Source organism: Actinomycetota bacterium (assembly GCA_040754375.1).
In the GTDB taxonomy this organism is placed as follows: Bacteria; Actinomycetota; Acidimicrobiia; order Acidimicrobiales; family AC-14; genus JBFMCT01.
Window position 1 is genome coordinate 1 of sequence record JBFMCT010000056.1, and the last position, 16,981, is coordinate 16,981.

General features: G+C 68.9%; 17 protein-coding genes and 1 pseudogene. All 18 read right to left on the bottom strand.

Annotation, left to right across the window (positions count from 1 at the left end; translation table 11 throughout):
* Positions 1-1,605 precede the first annotated feature (1,605 nt).
* The gene (locus tag AB1673_15975; protein MEW6155462.1) at positions 1,606-2,082 is read right to left on the bottom strand and encodes a hypothetical protein; all 477 of its coding nucleotides are present in this window, start codon (positions 2,080-2,082) and stop codon (positions 1,606-1,608) included.
* A gap of 660 nt (positions 2,083-2,742) precedes the next feature.
* Positions 2,743-3,048 (bottom strand): NADH-quinone oxidoreductase subunit NuoK, encoded by a 306-nt coding sequence (nuoK, locus tag AB1673_15980; GenBank protein MEW6155463.1) that lies wholly within the window; start codon positions 3,046-3,048, stop codon positions 2,743-2,745.
* Complete coding sequence (locus tag AB1673_15985) at positions 3,045-3,638, bottom strand: NADH-quinone oxidoreductase subunit J (GenBank protein ID MEW6155464.1); 594 nt, start codon at positions 3,636-3,638, stop codon at positions 3,045-3,047. Before AB1673_15985 ends, nuoK begins: the two co-directional genes overlap by 4 nt.
* Before the next feature lie 31 nt (positions 3,639-3,669).
* Positions 3,670-4,323: an NADH-quinone oxidoreductase subunit NuoI gene (nuoI, locus tag AB1673_15990; GenBank protein ID MEW6155465.1), complete on the bottom strand. Its 654-nt coding sequence runs from the start codon at positions 4,321-4,323 to the stop codon at positions 3,670-3,672.
* Entirely contained in the window at positions 4,323-5,513 is a 1,191-nt protein-coding gene (gene nuoH, locus AB1673_15995; protein ID MEW6155466.1) for an NADH-quinone oxidoreductase subunit NuoH, read from the bottom strand. The genes nuoI and nuoH overlap by 1 nt, the downstream gene beginning before the upstream one ends.
* A complete protein-coding gene (nuoG, locus tag AB1673_16000) occupies positions 5,510-8,122 on the bottom strand; it encodes an NADH-quinone oxidoreductase subunit NuoG (GenBank protein MEW6155467.1) in 2,613 nt (870 codons plus the stop codon). Before nuoG ends, nuoH begins: the two co-directional genes overlap by 4 nt.
* A complete protein-coding gene (gene nuoF, locus AB1673_16005) occupies positions 8,115-9,419 on the bottom strand; it encodes an NADH-quinone oxidoreductase subunit NuoF (GenBank protein MEW6155468.1) in 1,305 nt (434 codons plus the stop codon). The genes nuoG and nuoF overlap by 8 nt, the downstream gene beginning before the upstream one ends.
* A gap of 9 nt (positions 9,420-9,428) precedes the next feature.
* On the bottom strand, positions 9,429-10,010 hold the full coding sequence (locus tag AB1673_16010) for an NAD(P)H-dependent oxidoreductase subunit E (GenBank protein ID MEW6155469.1): 582 nt from the start codon (positions 10,008-10,010) through the stop codon (positions 9,429-9,431).
* A gap of 240 nt (positions 10,011-10,250) precedes the next feature.
* Positions 10,251-10,547, bottom strand: a complete 297-nt coding sequence (locus AB1673_16015) for a type II toxin-antitoxin system RelE/ParE family toxin (protein ID MEW6155470.1) — start codon at positions 10,545-10,547, stop codon at positions 10,251-10,253.
* The gene (locus tag AB1673_16020; protein ID MEW6155471.1) at positions 10,511-10,759 is read right to left on the bottom strand and encodes a type II toxin-antitoxin system prevent-host-death family antitoxin; all 249 of its coding nucleotides are present in this window, start codon (positions 10,757-10,759) and stop codon (positions 10,511-10,513) included. The genes AB1673_16015 and AB1673_16020 overlap by 37 nt, the downstream gene beginning before the upstream one ends.
* Before the next feature lie 110 nt (positions 10,760-10,869).
* Positions 10,870-12,159, bottom strand: coding sequence for an NADH-quinone oxidoreductase subunit D (locus AB1673_16025; GenBank protein MEW6155472.1), 1,290 nt, complete (start codon positions 12,157-12,159; stop codon positions 10,870-10,872).
* Entirely contained in the window at positions 12,156-12,692 is a 537-nt protein-coding gene (locus AB1673_16030; GenBank protein MEW6155473.1) for an NADH-quinone oxidoreductase subunit C, read from the bottom strand. The genes AB1673_16025 and AB1673_16030 overlap by 4 nt, the downstream gene beginning before the upstream one ends.
* Positions 12,693-12,757: 65 nt before the next feature.
* A pseudogene (locus tag AB1673_16035) lies at positions 12,758-13,168 on the bottom strand (NADH-quinone oxidoreductase subunit B family protein).
* Between the two features lie 63 nt (positions 13,169-13,231).
* A complete protein-coding gene (locus AB1673_16040) occupies positions 13,232-13,681 on the bottom strand; it encodes an NADH-quinone oxidoreductase subunit A (GenBank protein MEW6155474.1) in 450 nt (149 codons plus the stop codon).
* 15 nt (positions 13,682-13,696) lie between these two features.
* The gene (locus tag AB1673_16045) at positions 13,697-14,488 is read right to left on the bottom strand and encodes a hypothetical protein (protein MEW6155475.1); all 792 of its coding nucleotides are present in this window, start codon (positions 14,486-14,488) and stop codon (positions 13,697-13,699) included.
* Positions 14,485-15,495, bottom strand: coding sequence for a cytochrome c (locus AB1673_16050; GenBank protein ID MEW6155476.1), 1,011 nt, complete (start codon positions 15,493-15,495; stop codon positions 14,485-14,487). Before AB1673_16050 ends, AB1673_16045 begins: the two co-directional genes overlap by 4 nt.
* Complete coding sequence (locus AB1673_16055; protein ID MEW6155477.1) at positions 15,492-16,355, bottom strand: Rieske 2Fe-2S domain-containing protein; 864 nt, start codon at positions 16,353-16,355, stop codon at positions 15,492-15,494. The genes AB1673_16050 and AB1673_16055 overlap by 4 nt, the downstream gene beginning before the upstream one ends.
* Positions 16,356-16,363: 8 nt before the next feature.
* A partial coding sequence (locus tag AB1673_16060) for a menaquinol-cytochrome c reductase cytochrome b subunit (protein ID MEW6155478.1) occupies positions 16,364-16,981 on the bottom strand: 618 nt, incomplete at its 5' end.

A 16,981-nucleotide genomic window follows, 5' to 3' on the forward strand; every position in this document is an offset into this window, starting at 1 on the left:
CGGAGGAGGCATTCACACTTCCGAGGCACGACCCGTTCGCCGCCCTCAGTCAAGCCTCTCGCCTCCCCCCGAACCAGCCGGGGCCTCCATGCAACCCCGTGGACCCGAGTGTCCGCCAGGACCCGAACCTGCTCACATGTGGCTCTCCTGGCATCGGAGTGGGTGACCGGGGGCCGCTCCAGGCACTGCAACCCCTGTGTTGTGTCATCGTTGCCGGGATCAGTCAGCGGATCCCACCGCTCACTTTTCGCGGCGACACGATCATTCGTGGCGGGACCTCCAATAGTAGAACGTAGCAAGTCCGAGGGCGACGACGATCCACGCGACCAATATTGGGTAGTTCGCACGCGAACCGCCCCCGGCCATATCCCATATAATCACCGTAAGTAGGATCAGGGCACAGCCTGAAGCCGCACTAATGAACACCCCGGCCTTACTCCTGGCGGTATGATCATCTGGGTCAGACCCATAAGGGCGCCACTTTATCCGCATAGTACCCCTGATGCAGCCTGACCCACCAGCGAATAGCCTCGGGCCACCCTATGCAATCCGCCCCGTAGCAGCAGTCTGATACACCTTCCGCTGCTGCGCTGACGGCTGCCGAGGCTAGGCTGGTCGAGTCTGGACCGGTAGGGGCCCCTAGCCCACGCCATCTTTGCACTAATAGACACTACACTAGGTGCAATTGGCAATTGAATGAAACCCAATCAAGAGAAGTTTGAAGCGGGCAGCCGGTTCCGCATCCTCACGAAGCTCGAGGCCCCGATTCTCCGCCCCTACTACCGTCTTCTTCCAGGTATACCGGCGGCCCGTGATCCCCTCAGCCGGTTGTTCAGACACGGGCAGCCAACCATTCGCGATCGCCTGTACGCGATAGAACTCACGAATCGTATCCATCGAATTGGAGTGCCCAATAGCGTACCTATACTTCAGCAACGGTCCGCTCTTTGAGTCGGCCTGACAGGTGTCGATCGCGGATCTGTCCAGAAGCTCTACCTCTCCCGGGGTTCCTAGAGCCCGGAACTCGGCCTCAAGGTCCGCAACACTAATCGCTCCCGGGTTCCGCGGAACCGACAAGGTTTGCGAGCAGGCGAAGAACAGAAGAGTAATCATTACCAAACTGGCTGGTACGCCCTCTCGCTGCATAGCTATCCCTCATCGCTAGTAGTATCGAGCTGACCACAGCCACCCACACTCCTATCCCAAGGACCGACGAGCGGCATAGATGATTTCGCCCTGTACTGCTGTCCATCGCGGCGGAATACCCGCGCGGGCGCTGTAAAACCGAGGCACATCCCTACTTGGTTATTGGTGGCGTCTGCAGATCGATCTAACTCACTACCTCCCCCACCGATCTCATGGTGCCATAGTATGGCCCGCGCCATCTGTCCAAAGCGAACGCTTAGGGCAGCCGCAAGGAGAGCGTGGCGAAGGGCGTTCCGCTCGCCACCTGTGTCCGTGAGAGCTTCCGAGACCGTGATGGCCCAATCACTGATGTCTCGAATATCCTTGCAGGTACGAGTCCATCTGAAGAACCGGCTCCCGCAGGGATCCGGCGCCAGTCCGGAAAGGTCGGTTCCGTTGACCGGATCTCCACACAGATACTCATAAAGCATTGCAGGAGCCGCCCTCCACGGGGTCGACGGACAGGAAGCGGCCCAGGGCCGGGACGTAGGGGCGGGCGCCCGTCTGAACGACGGTCGTGGGCAGGCCGTGGTCGGTGGAGCGCTGGTGGGAGGCCAGCCAGCCGTAGTCGTAGTCCCCGTCGGAGTTGTCGGGCGGGGGGCCGGTGCCGTCGGGGATGTAGGAGTGCTTGGTGGTGCCCACGAGCACGGGCAGGCCCAAGAGCGACCCGGCGTAGGTGGCGGTGGCCGCGACGTGGCCCCCCACGTCGGGGTAGCTCCACACGTCGGTGAGGGCTAGGGGGGGTGTGACCACGAAGCGGCGGGTGAGCACCGCCCCCCCGGCCAGGGCCACGGTGGCCTCGTAGGGGGCACTCTGGCCGTCGAGGACGGCCGAGGGGCTGTCGCCCGGGCCCCGGTGGGCGTAGCGCACGGTGCCCGAGGCGTCGGTGCGGGCCACCACCCGACCGGTGGCGTCGCGGGCATAGGAGACGGTGGCCGGGCGGGCAAACGCCCTCCTGCCTCCTCATGGCTCATCACGATCGCCCTGTTGCGATCTCCGGTGGAAGAACGCTGACAGGCCGAGGGAGACCAGGACCGCCGGGATCGTTATGTACAAGCGGGTCACCTCCGCTATGGGAGCACCGGTAACGACCGCGAAGGTGAGCTGGATAAGGAGTATCCCTGTCGCCGTACCTGCCAGCCAGAGGAAGCCGATGGACTTGGACCGCGGGTCGTCGTCCTGAAGGTGGAGTGCGGACCAGCGGCGCTTCATCCGCATTACACGCCTGTGACAAGTGCTGAACCGACGGCAAAGCCGAAGCCGATCGGGGCGAACATGGTGCTCGTTGTAGCATGAACGACACCCTCGGCGGCTGCGCCTAGAGCGGCCGAGGGTGCGCCGGCGGCAACCGCCTTCTCGGTGGAGCACTGGCCCCCACACACGGCGGCCAAGGCCACACCCGAGGTGACTGCGGTCGCCGCCAGGACCGTGTCCCCGTTGTCGGCCCACCCCAATCGCCGGGGCGCCGCCAGTGCCAGGCGAGCGGCCCGATGACCAAGGGCCTTCGGTGACCACGGCGTCCGATCGGGGCGCCGCGCCCCTCCCGACCCCCGGCGGTCAGCCGCTGAGGAGGGATATGTCGTCGGCGGTGGCTTCGGCGCGGCTGCGGAAGATGGCCACGATGATGGCCAGGCCGACGACGACCTCGGCGGCGGCCACCACCAGCACGAAGAAGACGACGACCTGGCCGCCGATGTCATCGAGCATGCGGGCGTAGGTGACGAAGGTGAGGTTGACGGCGTTGAGCATGAGCTCGACGCACATGAACATGACCAGCACGTTGCGGCGCACGAGCAGGCCGAAGGCGCCGATCGTGAACAACATGGCGGCCAGCGCCAGGTACCAGGGGCCGGGGACGCTCACTGGCCGGCCTCGGCCGCGGCCTCGGTGGGAGCTGGGCCCGCCGGGGTGTCATCGACCTCCTGGACGCTGCGGATCCCGCTCATGGGGGTGCGGCGGGCCAGCACCACCGTGCCCACGACGGCGATGACCAGCAGCACCGACGTGGCCTCGAAGGCCAGCAGGTAGCGGGTGAACAACGCGTTGGCGATCTTTTCGATGTTGGTGCCGGGGTCGCTGGCCACGCCCGTCACCGACGACGCCCCGGTCGCCCACCGGGTGCGGGCCAGGAGCATGACCTGCAGGAGCACCAGCATCGTCACCACGAAGGCCATGGGGCGCTGGGCGATCAGCTTCTCCTTGCCGATCTCCTCCTCGTGGTCGACCCCGAGGAACATGATCACGAACAGGAACAGCACCACGACGGCACCGGCGTAGACGATCACCTGCACGGCCGCCAGGAAGTGGGCCTCCTGGGCCACGAACAGCACGGCCACCGAGAAGAGGGTGAGCACCAGCATCAGCGCCGAGTGCACGGGGTTGCGGGCCAGCACGACCCCGAGGGCGCCGACCAGCGCGGCCACCCCCGAAACGACGAACACGAACCAGTCCATCAGCGCCGCCCGCCCGCACCGACCGGCGGGTTCACGGCTGGCCGTCCTCGGCCGACTGGCCCTTCTCGGCCGACTGGCCCTTCTCGGCCGGCTGGCCCTTCTCGGCCGACTGGCCCTTCTCGGCCTCGCGTACGCCGAAGCCCAGCTCGCCCGACCACCCGACTTTGCCCACGAAGACGGCCGAGCCCGAGGGGGCGGTGGCCCGCACCCAGGCCGAGGTGTGCTGCTCCTCGCCGTCACGCCAGTCCTCCCAGGGCTGGCGCCGGGGCTTGCCGTCGTCGTCGACGACCAGCTCCTCCTTGGTGTAGATGGCGTCCTCGCGGTTGGTGAACGAGAACTCGAACAGCTTCGACTCGGTGATGGCCTCGGTCGGGCACGCCTCCACGCACAGGTCGCAGTGGATGCAGCGCAGGAAGTTGATCTCGTAGACGAACCCGTAGCGCTCGCCCGGCGAGACGGGCTCCTCGGGCGGGTTGTCGGCACCCCGGACGTAGATGCAGCGGGCCGGGCACACCCCGGCGCACAGCTCGCAGCCGATGCACTTCTCCATGCCGTCCTCGTAGCGGTTGAGGACGTGCCGGCCGTGGAAGCGCACCGGCTTGGGCCGCTTGACCTCGGGGTACTCGTAGGTGACGGTCTTGCCGATCTGGCCGAGCGTGATCCTGAACCCGTCGGTGAAGCCCATCAGACGGTCACCTCCTCTTCTCTTCGTGCGGCCGCCGCCGTCATCTCGCCCCGCTTGAGGGCAGCACCCAGCATGGCCCATGACGCGAACCCGATGGCCAGTGCCCCACCGAAGATGGCCCACGTGTTCCAGCCCTCGTCCCGGCCGACCCGCAGGGCTGCGATGAGCATGAACCAGAACAGCGCCAGCGGGATCAGCACCTTCCACCCCAGGTTCATCAACTGGTCGTAGCGGAGACGGGGCAGCGTGGCCCGCAGCCAGATGAAGCAGAACAGGAAGGCCACGAGCTTGACCAGGAACCACACCACGCCGGTGAGCACGTCGGGCAGCAACGGGATGGCGGGACCGGCAGGGCCGCCCAGGAACAGTGTGATGGCGATGGCCGAGATGGTGATCAGGTTCATGTACTCGGCCAGGTAGAAGATGGCGAAGCGCAGCGAGGAGTACTCGGTGTGGAAACCCCCGACGATCTCCTGCTCGGCCTCGACGAGGTCGAACGGGGGCCGGTTGGTCTCGGCCGTGCCCGCGATCATGAAGATCAGGAACGGCACCAGGCCGAGCTGCCAGGCGTTCCAGGCCCACACGGCCTGGGAGTCGACGATGTCGCGCGTTGACAGCGAGCCCGACGTGAGCACGACGGCCACCACCGCCATGCTGAGGGCCGCCTCGTAAGACACCATCTGGGCCGACGCCCGCACCGACGCCAGCAGCGGGTACTTCGAACCCGACGACCAGCCGGCCAGCATGACCCCGTAGACCGCCACCGAGGACATGGCCAGCAGGAAGAGGATGCCGATGGGGGGGTCGGCGAGCTGGAGGTAGGTCTCCCGGCCGGCGATGGTCACCGTCCCCCCGAGGGGGACGATGGCAAACGACGCGAAGGCGGGGATTATCGAGACGTAGGGGGCGAGGCGGAACACCCGGCGCTCGGCCTTGTTGGGGAGCAGGTCCTCCTTGAAGAACAGCTTGGTGCCATCAGCCAGGGCCTGGAGCAACCCGAACGGCCCGGCCCGGTTGGGGCCGATGCGGTTCTGCATGTCGGAGATGATCTTGCGCTCGAACCAGACCATGAACAGCACGCCGACCATGAGGAACCCGAACACCACCAGGAGCTTGCCCAGCACGATCAGCAGGACCGTGAGGTCGACGCCGTTGTCGAACAGCGGGTCGCCGGCACCCAGCGGCCTCACGGCTGGCCTCCGACCGACTGCAGGCGCACCTCGGTCACCGGGAGGGAGACGTCGATGAGGTCGGCCGCGCTCTCGCCCGGCAGGTTGAACTCGAGCGATGCCGAGCCCTTGGGCACCCCGGCGTCGGCGGTCACGGCCAGCACCAGGCTGCCCCGGGGGGAGGTCACCCTCACCGGCTCCCCGGGGCGCACGCCGATCTGGTCGAGGTCGTAGGGGTTGGCCCGCAACACCGGGCCCTCGACCAACTGGGCCAAGGCCGGGGAGTGGCGGACGAGCACCCCGTCGTCATAGAGGCGGCGGCCGGACACGAGGCGCAGCGAGTAGGCGTCGACGCGCGGCGGGGTGCGGGCCGGCGGCGGCGTAGAGAACCTCATGAGGGGAGGTCTGGCGGCGTTGGCGGTGGCCGGGGCGGGCGTCACGTCGGGCTCGGGCACGCCGGTGGGATCGTTCTCAGCCAGCAGCGTCTCGCCTTGGGCGAAGTTGGCCATGACCTCGACGTGCTCGGTGGGCTGGTCCCCGCTCGCATCCCCGCTCGCATCCCCGCTCGCATCCTCGGCTGCCCCGCCGTCGACCGGCACGACCACGCCGTCACGCAGGACCGCGGTCGGCGTGATGGCGGCGTGCGAAGGCGCCAGGCGGGCGATCTCGGCGAAGATCGACTCGAGGGACTCGAAGCCCAAGTCCGCACCCATGTGGCGGGCCAGCTCGGCGGCCACCATCCAGTCGGGGCGGGCCGTCCCAGGGGGCGTGACCTTCTGGCCCAGGCGGGTGACGCGGCCCTCGATATTGGTGGTGGTGCCCGCCCGCTCCCCGAAGGACGACACCGGCAGCACCACATCGGCGTGGCGGTTGGACCCGGTCACGAAGCAGTCGACGGCCACTGTGAACGGCACGCCGGCCAGTGCCCGCCGGGCCAGTGCCCGATCGGGGAAATCGGAGAGGGGGTCGCTGCCCACCAGTACGAGCGCGCCCAGGCGTCCCTGGTCGGCGGCCCCCAAGATGGCGGCCGCGTCCAGGCCCCGCTCGGCCGGCAGCGCACCCCACGCCTCGGTGTACCAGGCCCGGCCTTCGTCGAGGGAGACCCGGCCGGGCAGCACGCCCGGGGCCAGGCCCATGTCAAGGGCCCCGTGCACGTTGCCCCGCCGTAGGGCCGTCAGGAACTTCGCGCCCGGAAGGGCATCGGCCAGCAGGGCCGCCGCCTCGACCAGACCGTCGGCCGCCTCGGCCACCGACGGGCGGCCGAGCACCACGACCACGCCGGGCTCGGCCCGCAGCAGCTCGGCGGCCCGGGCCAGCCGGGCGTCACGGTCGGACTTCTCCAGCAGCGAGCGGGCCACGGTGGCGGCCTCGCCGGGCCGGTAGACGAGCGTCACCGCGGCCAGCGGGCTCAGGCTGGTGGGCGCGGGAGTGAGCTCGACCAGCCGGGTGGTGCCGTCCTGGGCGGCCGCCTTCAGCCGCAGGTAGAGGACGGGCAATTCCTCTTTGAGGTCAGGGGCCAGCAGCAGGACGGCGGGGGCGTGGCACGCCTCGTCGATGGTGGCCCGGGGCAGCCCGAGGACCGCCTCGGCGGGCAGGCCGTCGCCCAGTTGGCAGTCGACGTTGTCGGTGCCCAGCACGGTGCGGGCGAACTTCGACCACGCGTAAGCGTCCTCGTTGGGTAGCCGGGCCCCGCCCAGCACGGCCGACGTGCCCGCCTGGCCCAGCCCGGCGGCTGCCGCGGCCAGGGCCTGCGACCACGACGCCTCCACCAACTCGTCGCCCTGGCGTACCAGGGGGTGGGTGAGGCGCTGGTCGCTGTCGACGGCCTCGTAGAAGAACCGGCCCTTGTCGCACAGCCAGCCGTGGTTGACGGGGTCGCTGTCGATGCCCAGGTGGCGGACGAGGCGGTCGATGGACGACTGCACGGCGATGCGGCAACCGACGGCGCACGCCGTACACGTCGACTCCACGACGTCGAGGTCCCAGGGCCGGGCCTTGAAGCGGTAGGGAGTGGCCGTGAGGGCACCGACCGGGCAGATCTGCACGACGTTGCCGCTGAAGTTCGACTCGAACGGCTGGTCGACGAACGTGTTGACCTCGGTGTGGTCGCCCCGGCCGATGAAGTCGATCAGCGGGTCGCCGGCCACCTCCTCGGCGAAGCGGGTGCAGCGCGAGCATTGGATGCAGCGTTCACGGTCGAGGGCGACCAGCGGGTTGATGAGGATCGGCTTCTCCCAGTGACGCTTCTCCTCGACGAACCGGCTCTCGCCCGGCCCGAAGGCCATCGTCTGGTCCTGCAGGGGGCACTCGCCGCCCCGGTCGCACACCGGGCAGTCGAGGGGATGGTTGATGAGCAGGAACTCGAGCACCCCGTCCTGGGCTTTCTTGACGGCCAGCGAGGTGGTGACGACCTCCTGGCCCTCGGCCACGGGCACGTAGCAGGACGGCTGGAGGGCGAAACCCCGAGGGCCCTTCACCTCGACCAGGCACATGCGGCACATGCCCACCGGCTTCATCCGGGGGTGCCAGCAGAAGCGCGGGATGTAGATACCGGCCCGCTCGGCGGCGGCGATGATCATCTCGCCGTCTTTGGCCGGGACGGGGCGCCCGTCGACGATGATCTCAGGCAAAGGGGCACCCGCCCTCTTTGATGTGGAGCAGGAACTCGTCGCGGAACATGTTCAGGGCAGACGTGATCGACGAGGGGATCGACGGCCCGAGCACGCAGATGGTCGTCTTGGCCGGCGGCCAGCGCAGCCCGGGGGCGATGTTGTCGCACACGTCGATTAGCAGCTCGAGGTCGCTCTCGCGCCCCGCCCCGGTCTCGATGCGGCGCATCACCTTGTCGAGCCAGCCGCCGCCCTCGCGGCACGGGGTGCACTGGCCGCAGGACTCCCGGTGGAAGAAGCGGGTGATCCGCCACGCGGCCCGGACCATGCAGGTGGTCTCGTCCATGACCACCACCGACCCCGAGCCCAGCATCGAGCCCGCCTTACCCACGGCATCCTGGTCGAGGGGCATGTCGAGCTGGTCGGGCCCGAACCACGGGGCCGACACCCCACCGGGCACGAACGCCTTGAGCTGGGCCCCGTTGCGCACGCCGCCGCCCAGCGCCGGGTCGTAGATCAGGTCACGGAAGGTGACCTTGGACATCTCCACTTCGTAGTTGGCCGGGCGGTTGACGTGGCCCGACAGTGAGAAGATCCGGGTGCCGGCCGAGCGCCCCACCCCCAGGGCGGCGAACTCGGCCCCGCCGTTGAGCACGATCCACGGCAGGTTGGACATGGTCTCGACGTTGTTGACGATCGTGGGCTGGGCGTAGAGGCCCTTGACGGCCGGGAACCACGGAGGCTTCTCCCGGGGGTACCCCCGCTTGCCCTCGAGGCTCTCGAGCAGGGCCGTCTCCTCGCCGCAGATGTAGGCGCCCGCCCCCGGGTGCACGACCAGGTCGAGGGAGAAGCCCGAGCCGAAGATGTCGTTGCCGATGGCCCCGTGGCGGTAGGCCTCGTCGACGGCCGCCGTCAGCCGCTCGATCCCCAGGGCGAACTCGCCCCGCACGAAGATGAAGGCCTGGGCCGCCCCGATGGCGTAGGCGCAGATCAGGGTGCCCTCGATGATCTGGTGGGGGTCGCCCTCGATCAGCATGTGGTCTTTGAACGTGCACGGTTCGCTCTCGTCCCCGTTGACCACGAGGTACGCGGGCCGGGCCTTGGCCAGCATCGACCACTTCTTGCCCGCCTCGAAGCCCGCCCCGCCCCGGCCGAGCAGGCTGGAGGCCAGCACCTCGGCGGTGATGTCCTCGGGCTTCATGGTCAGGGCCTTGCGCAGCCCCTGGTAACCGCCCCGGGCTAGGTAGGCGGGGAGCGACCACGACTCGGGGCCCCCCAGCCGGGCGGTGACGATCGCAGGTGCGTCGGTGAGGGGCATCTCGGCCTCTTAGGAGGGTGCCGTCTCGGCGGTGGACCGGGCCGGCGAGGTGGCCGCCGGGGCCTGGCGGCGGACGCGGCACAGGGTGCCGTGGGGCGGCACCTCCTCGTCGAGGCGTCCTTCGGCCAGGTCGTCGACCAGCCGGTCGAAGTCGTCGTGGGTCAGCGGCCCGAAGAAGCGCCAGTTGACGGCCAGGCAGGGGGCGCCGCCGCAGTAGGCGATGCACTCCACGTCCTCGAGGGTGAACAGGCCGTCTTCGGTGGTGCCCCCGGGGGCCACGCCCAGCCTCTGCTCGGCGTGCTCGAGCAGCTCGTAGCCGCCGTTGATCATGCATGCCAGGTTGGTGCACACCGAGACCAGGTAGCGCCCCACCGGGTGGGTGAAGAACATGTCGTAGAAGCTGGCCGTGCCGTAGACCTCGGCGGCCGAGACCCCCACCAACTCGGCCACGTGGGCCATGGCGTCGGGCTTGAGCCAGCCATCCTGCTCCTGGGCGACGTGCAGGATCGGGATCAGCGCCGACCGCGGCTGAGGGTAGAGCGCGATCAGCTCCTTGGCCCGCTGGACGTTCTCAGGCGACAGCCTTGCCATTCCATGCGAACCCTATCGCGACCGACCGACCGGCCCGCGGGCCGGCACGGGCCCGGCTCAGGCATCAGGTGACGGGCTCCCCATCGTGGACCGCGGCACCGACGATGGCGGTGACTGTCTTGCGGTCTAGCCCGGAAACCTCTTTCGCGTTCGAGCTCATGCTCAACGGCTCGTGCGACGAATCCGCTCAGGCTAGGCCCACCTTGACCGGGGGGGCACTAGTCCCGGCTTCGAGGAAGGTCATCGTCCGTAGACGCCGCGGCGATGGCCGACGCGGACGACCTGGACGACGAGGTGCTCGTCGAAGACCTCGTACACCACCCGGTAGTTGCCGACACGGACGCGATACGCACGATCCTCACCGGTAAGGGCAACGCATCCGGGTGGCCGAGGATCAGCGGCCAGCAGGTCGATGGCGGCTCGGACTCGCTGCTGCTCCTTGCGCGGGAGACCCGTAAGGGCCTTGACAGCGCGTCGAGCGATCTCAACTCGGTAGGTGCTCAACGAAGTCCGAGTTCGGCCTTGACCTCCTCCCAAGGCACGTAGTCATCCTCGGCCCGCGCGATGGCCAGTTCCGCTCGGTCGAGCGCGTCCTCAGCCGCTTCGACCAGTGCGTCGTAGGTGGCTGCGTCGACGACGACGGCGACGCGCCGTCCGCGTCGGGTGACGTATACGGGTTCGCCGGCACGCGCTCGCTCGATGACTTCGGCTAGGCGGTCTCGGGCTTGACTTACGGCCAGCTCGCTCATGTACGAATCGTACAACTGATGGTGGCGCGGATGCCCGACTCGCGGAGCTACGGCCCGTCTCGGTCACGGTCTGGTCCAAAGGTCACCGTGACGGGGCCCGTGGGACCGGTTTAGCGGTCCACTTCGCCCATGACGGGGTCGACGGTGGAGATGATGGCCACGGCGTCGGCCAGCAGGCCGCCTCGCATCATGTGGGGGAGGGACTGGAGGTTGACGAACGACGGGGCCCGGATGTGCATGCGGTAGGGCTTGGGGGAACCGTCTGAGACCAGGTAGCAGCCCAGCTCGCCCCGGGGGGACTCGACGGGGATGTAGACCTCGCCTGCGGGGACCTTGAAGCCCTCGGTGAAGATCTTGAAGTGGTGGATGAGGGCCTCCATCGACTCGTCGATGCGGGCCCGGGGTGGGGGCGTGACCTTCTTGTCCTGCACCCGGTAGTCACCCGAGGGCATGTTGTCGAGGCACTGGGCCACGATCTTGTGCGACTCGCGGATCTCGTTCATGCGGATGGCGTAGCGGTCGAAGGTGTCGCCGTAGGTGCCCGAGATGACGTCGAAGTCGACCTGGTCGTAGGCCAGGTAGGGCATGTCCTTGCGCAGGTCCCAGGGCACGCCCGTCGAGCGCAGGATGGGGCCGGTGATGCCCAGGGCCAGGCACTCCTCGGCGGTGATCACCCCGACCCCTTGGGTGCGCTCGGCCAGGATGGGCTGGTTGGTCAGCAGGGTGTCGTACTCGTCGAGCCGCTTGGGGATCACGTCGAGGATCTGGCGCACGTCGTCGCGCCAGCCGTCGGGCAGGTCGGCGGCCACCCCGCCGGGACGGATGTAGTTGTGGTTCATCCGCAGGCCCGAGCACTTCTCGAAGAAGGCGAGGATCATCTCCCGCTCGCGGAAGCCGTAGATCATCATCGAGACGGCGCCCAGGTCCATCCCGTTGGTGGCCATCCACAGGCAGTGCGACGACATGCGGTTGAGCTCGCACATCATCATCCTGATCCACGTCGCCCGGGGCGGGACCTCGATCTCCAGCAGCTTCTCGGTGGCCAGCGAGAAGACCAGCTCGTTGAAGAGCGGCGAGGTGTAGTCCATCCGGGTGGTGTTGGTGCACCCCTGGAGGAAGGTCAGCTCCTCGCCCGTCTTCTCCATGCCGGTGTGCAGGTAGCCGATCACCGGCTTGACGGCCACGACGGTCTCGCCGTCGAGCTCCATCATCAGGCGCAGAACGCCGTGGGTCGACGGGTGCTGAGGGCCCATGTTGATGAGCATGGTGTCGCGGTCGGTGGCCACCCGGTCGACGTCCTCGGGGAGGTGGGGAAGGCGGAGCACGCACTCGGGCTGGCGCAGGGCGGCCTGGCCCACGGCGTCGACCCGCATGCCCGTCGAGGTCGCCACGTCGGTCATCGGGGCCCCGGGGCGTCCTTGAACTGCACGGGGATGCGCCCCACCCCGTAGTCCTTGCGCAACGGGTGGCCCTCCCAGTCGTCGGGCATGAGGATGCGGCTCAGGTCGGGGTGGCCCTCGAAGACGATGCCGAACATGTCGTAGGCCTCTCGTTCCATGAGGTCGGCCCCGGGGAACAGCGACGTGAGCGAGGCGATCGTGGGATCGGCCTCGGGGACCTGGGCCCGCAGGCGCACCCGCCGGGGTGGCTCGAAGGCCACCAGGTTGGCCACCACCTCGAAGCGCTCGGGGGCCACGCCCTCGGGCAGTGGCCGTCCACCGCGGTGCACCAGGTAGTCGACGGCCGTCAGGTCGGAGCACATCTGGTAGCCGTCGTCACGCAGGGCCTCGGCCACGGCCAGGTAAGACGAACGGTCGGGATGGAGCACAAGCTGGCCCCGGGAGCGTGAGACGAGCGCCCCGTGGAGGGTCTCGGGGGCGGGAGGCTCCTCGGGGGCCTCGGCCTCAGGGGCGTCGGGGGAGGCGTCGCTCACCGGGGGGTGGCCACCGCCACGGGCCGGTCGGCCGTGAGCCCGGCACCAGCGCCCGTCTCGACCCGCCGCTTGGTGATCTCGCCCGTGCGGATCAGCTCGTGCAGGGTCAGGATGGAGTGGATCAGCGTCTCGGGCCCGGGCGGGCAGCCGGGGGCGTAGACGTCGACGGGCACCACCTGGTCGACGCCCTGCACGATGGCGTAGTTGTTGAACATGCCCCCCGACGAGGCGCACACACCCATGGAAATCACCCACTTGGGCTCCATCATCTGGTCGTAGACCTGGCGGAGCACGGGGGCCATCTTCTGGGACACCCGCCCGGCCACGATCATCAGGTCGGCCTGGCGGGGCGACGCCCGGAAGACCTCCATGCCGAACCGGCCCAGGTCGAAGTGGGCCGCCCCGGTGGCCATCATCTCGATGGCGCAGCAGGCCAGGCCGAAGGTGGCCGGCCACACGCTGTTACGGCGAGCCCATTTGACCAGGTCCTCGATGCGACCGGTCAGGAAGTTGTGGTTGAGGTCTTCGAGGCCCACCGGTCAGGCCACCTTCGAGGGACTGCGGCGGATGGTGGTGGCCGCCGACCGCTCGGTCGACTTGGCCCCCTCGGGCGCCAGCGTGCGCAGGCGGCGGACCGGGCCCCAGTCGAGCCCCCCATTGCCCACCTCGTAGACGAAGGCGATGAAGATGGCCAGGACGAAGATGCCCATGGCCCACAGGCCGTAGACCCCGAGGCTGCCGTAAACGACCGCCCAGGGGTACAAGAAGATGATCTCGATGTCGAAGATGATGAAGATCATGGCCACCAGGTAGAACTGGACCGGGAAACGGTCGACCGCCGGTTGGGTGGGCACGATGCCGCACTCGTAGGGCCCTTCCTTGGCGCCCGTGGGGCGTCGGGGCGCCATCAGGCGGGAGGCGACGAACGACAGGCCGGCGAACAGCGCGGCCAGGATCAGCATGGCCAGGAGCGGAAGGTACTGGGCCATCAGGTTCCGGTCACCTTACCGCGAGACGGGCTCGAGCCTCCCTGCCCCCGGCTCGGCCGCCTCTGCTTCCCGGCGGGCCCACGCCGCCTTGTCGCGGACGTGCAGCTGGTAGCAGAACAAGCCGAAGGCGATGGTGGTGGCGATGGTGAACACCGCAGGGTGCAGGCGCACAGCCCCGAGGTCGCGCAGCAGGAGCGCCGAGACTGGTGGCGCGTTGGGGTCGGCGACCATCCTGGGGATCCCTCCGGCCGGGTTGGGCTCCTCGACAGCGGGCTGCACCTGCAAGACGAGGTAGTTGGGCCGGTGCCACAGGTTGAACGGCCGGAAGTTGAGCAGGTTGAACGGCCCGTGGCGTTCGCCGCCCCGCTGGTAGACGGCTGTCAGCACGTACTCGGTGGGGCTGTTGAAGACGGCGTTGTCGCCGTGGGTCAGGAACTCGTCGCCCGCAGGGATGGCGTCGGCCACCTCGGTGTCGTCGAGCGGAAGCTGGGCCCAACCCTCAGGGAAACCTCGCAGCGGCCCGTCCCCGGCGCCCGCCAGGCTGCCCACCACCACCCCGGCATCGGTCCACGTCGGCAGGGGGCCCACTGGCCCACGCCCGTAGGCCCACCAGATGAACCCGCCGGTGGCCAGCCACCCGAAGAGCCCGGCCCCGGCCAGCAGGAACCCGAGACGGGCTCCGACGTTGGTCGACAGCAGGAGATAGGCCGACCCGCACAGCACGACTACCGAGAGCACGACGTAGAGCGCACCCTTGATCTGGGGTTCCCAGCTCAGGGCGGCGAGAAGGACGGAGGCGCTGCTCACAGCCCACGCTCGTAGTCGACGACCGCCTGGACCTGCTCTGGGGTCAGCATCTGGCCGAAGTAGGGCATGCGGCCCGAGCTGATGCCCCGCTGGCCGTACTGGCGACCGAACTCGGCGGTGCTGGCCACCCACTCGGCGTGCGTGCTGGGAAGGGGGAACTGGTTGAGCGTGGCCCCACCGATCAGGGACGGGCCCATCGCCCCGGCCCCCGTCTGGCCGGGATCACCCCAGGAGTAACCCTGGGTGTGGCACCGGGCACAGAAAGCGTCGAACAAGGCTGCCCCGTCGGTGCCGTAGCGTTCCAGGTTCTCGGCCTGCACCTCGGCCGGGTCTCGGGCGATGTGGGTGAGGTAGGCGATCACGTCGTTGATCTGCTGGTCGTTCATGGGGCCGCCGCCCTCGAGGCCCCACGCCGGCATGGGGGTGCCGGGGCGCCCGTAGATGAGGATCGTGCGGACCTCCTCGGGCCGGAAGCGCAGCATGAGCGTGTCGAGAGCCGGGGCCTCCCATGCGACCTGTTTGGCCGGGCCGTCGGGGTTGGCCGGGTCGACGGGGATCGTGTAAGAGGCGACGCCGCCGACGCCCCGCGTGCCGTGGCACGCCTCGCACCCGAAGTGGGGCTCGCGGGGCCGGGGCGGGTCGCCGGGGAAGTTCTGGTAGAGCTCCTCACCCCGCTGGATGGCCTTGTTCTCGAAGTAGGCGGTGCCCCGATCGAAGCCGGCGCCCTCCTGGCGGAAGGGCTCGCGCAGCCAGTAGGCGGGCAGGCCGATGGCCAAGATGGCGAGCATGGCGAAGGCCCACCATAGGAAGCGGGTGAGGCGGGGCCCTTCGAGCACGTCGTCGGTGTAGTAGGGCTTGCGGTTGGGAGCGATCTCTACTTCGGAGCCCGGGATGTAGGTGCGGCGGGCCGTGCTGATCAGGTAGATGACCCACCCGAGCAGCATGACCAGCACCACGATGGCGGCTACTCGCCGCTGGGAGATAGCGGCGATGAGCAGAGGGCTCAATGGCCCCCCTCGGTGGAGCCGATGCAGTTGGGGCCCTCGGACTCCTGGCCGGTGGTGTTGGTGCCGATCGGGGGGCCGGGGATGACCATGCCGGTGTCGACGACCACGACGCCGCGGTCGACGCTCACCCGGAAGTGATCGAGCCCACGGGGGGCGGGGCCGCCCTTCTTCTCGCCCACCCGGTTGTACTGCGAGCCGTGGCACGGGCACTCGAACCACTGCGACGTCCGGCACCAGGGCACCCGGCACCCGAGGTGGACGCACTTCTGGTAGATCGCCACCAGCCCTTCCTCGAAGCCCTCCATCAAGGCGCCGTAGGCCGTGACCTTCTCGGCCTCGGGCACGGCCTCGAGCGGGTAGGGGTTGAGGTAGAAGCGGCCGGCGGCGTAGTAGTACGGCTCGCGGGTCTGGGCGATCTGGCCGAGTACCTCGTCCTTGCGGGCCACCCGGATGCGGTCGCCGAAGCCGCCCGACAGCGTGGGCCACAGGAAAGCGATCATCGCCCCGGAGAAGCTGGTGATGCTCAGCAGCATGGCGCCCACGATCCCCCGGTTGAGCACCTGGCGGCGCGAGACCCCCAGCGTCTCCTCGTCGGGCACCGCCGGCAGGGGCGGGGGCGCCATGGAGGGCGAGCGCGTCTGGCGGGACTGCTCGAGGGCCACCGACCGCTCCAGCTCCCGGCCGGACACAGACCGCCCGCCATCGGCGAGCACCAGCGACCGCTCCCCGCTCGTCTCGGCCTCTTCCGAGGTCTCCATCGCTCGGTCGACGTCGCGGTTGCGGGCCGTGGCGAAGAGGAACACGAAGGCCAGGCAGAGCAGGCCCACGAGCGCCAGCAGGATGATCGTTCCGGAGTCCATCAGCTCACTTACAGGTCGAAGAAGACGCCATCGCGCCACGGGAACGTGAAGTTGAAGCCCGGGCCCCGGAAGAAGCAGCCGATGATGACCAGGACGGCCCAGAACATGATGTGGACCGTCATCAGGGCGATGGCGAACTTGCGGTCCTCGGGCTTGTTGGACGGGTTGCGGTCCATGTAGGGGGCGAACATCAACAAGAAGATGCCCATGCCCGGGATCGTGACCCCGGCGACCATGGGGTGGAACATGGTCAGCAGCTCCTGAAGGCCGAGGAAGTACCAGGGGGCCTTCGAGGGGTTGGGCGTGAAGTTGAAGTCGGCGGCCGCCAGGAACGGGGCGTTGACCACGGCCGAGAACACGAGCAGGAAGGCGGTGACGGCCAGGGCAGCCACGAACTCGCCCACCAGCAGGTGGGGCCAGACGTGGACCTTGTCGCCCGGGGTGGCCTTGACGTCTTGGATCGACCCCGCCTTGACGACCGTCAGCAGACGCTGGGTGTGGCCCTCGGGGCCCCGGGCGACCGGTGCCGGGGCGGTGGCCACGGCGGTGGCCGTGCCCCCGCCCCCGGTGGCCGTGGACGCGGCCGCCGCGCCACCCCCGGCCGCCTTGCTCTTGGCCGCCTGGCT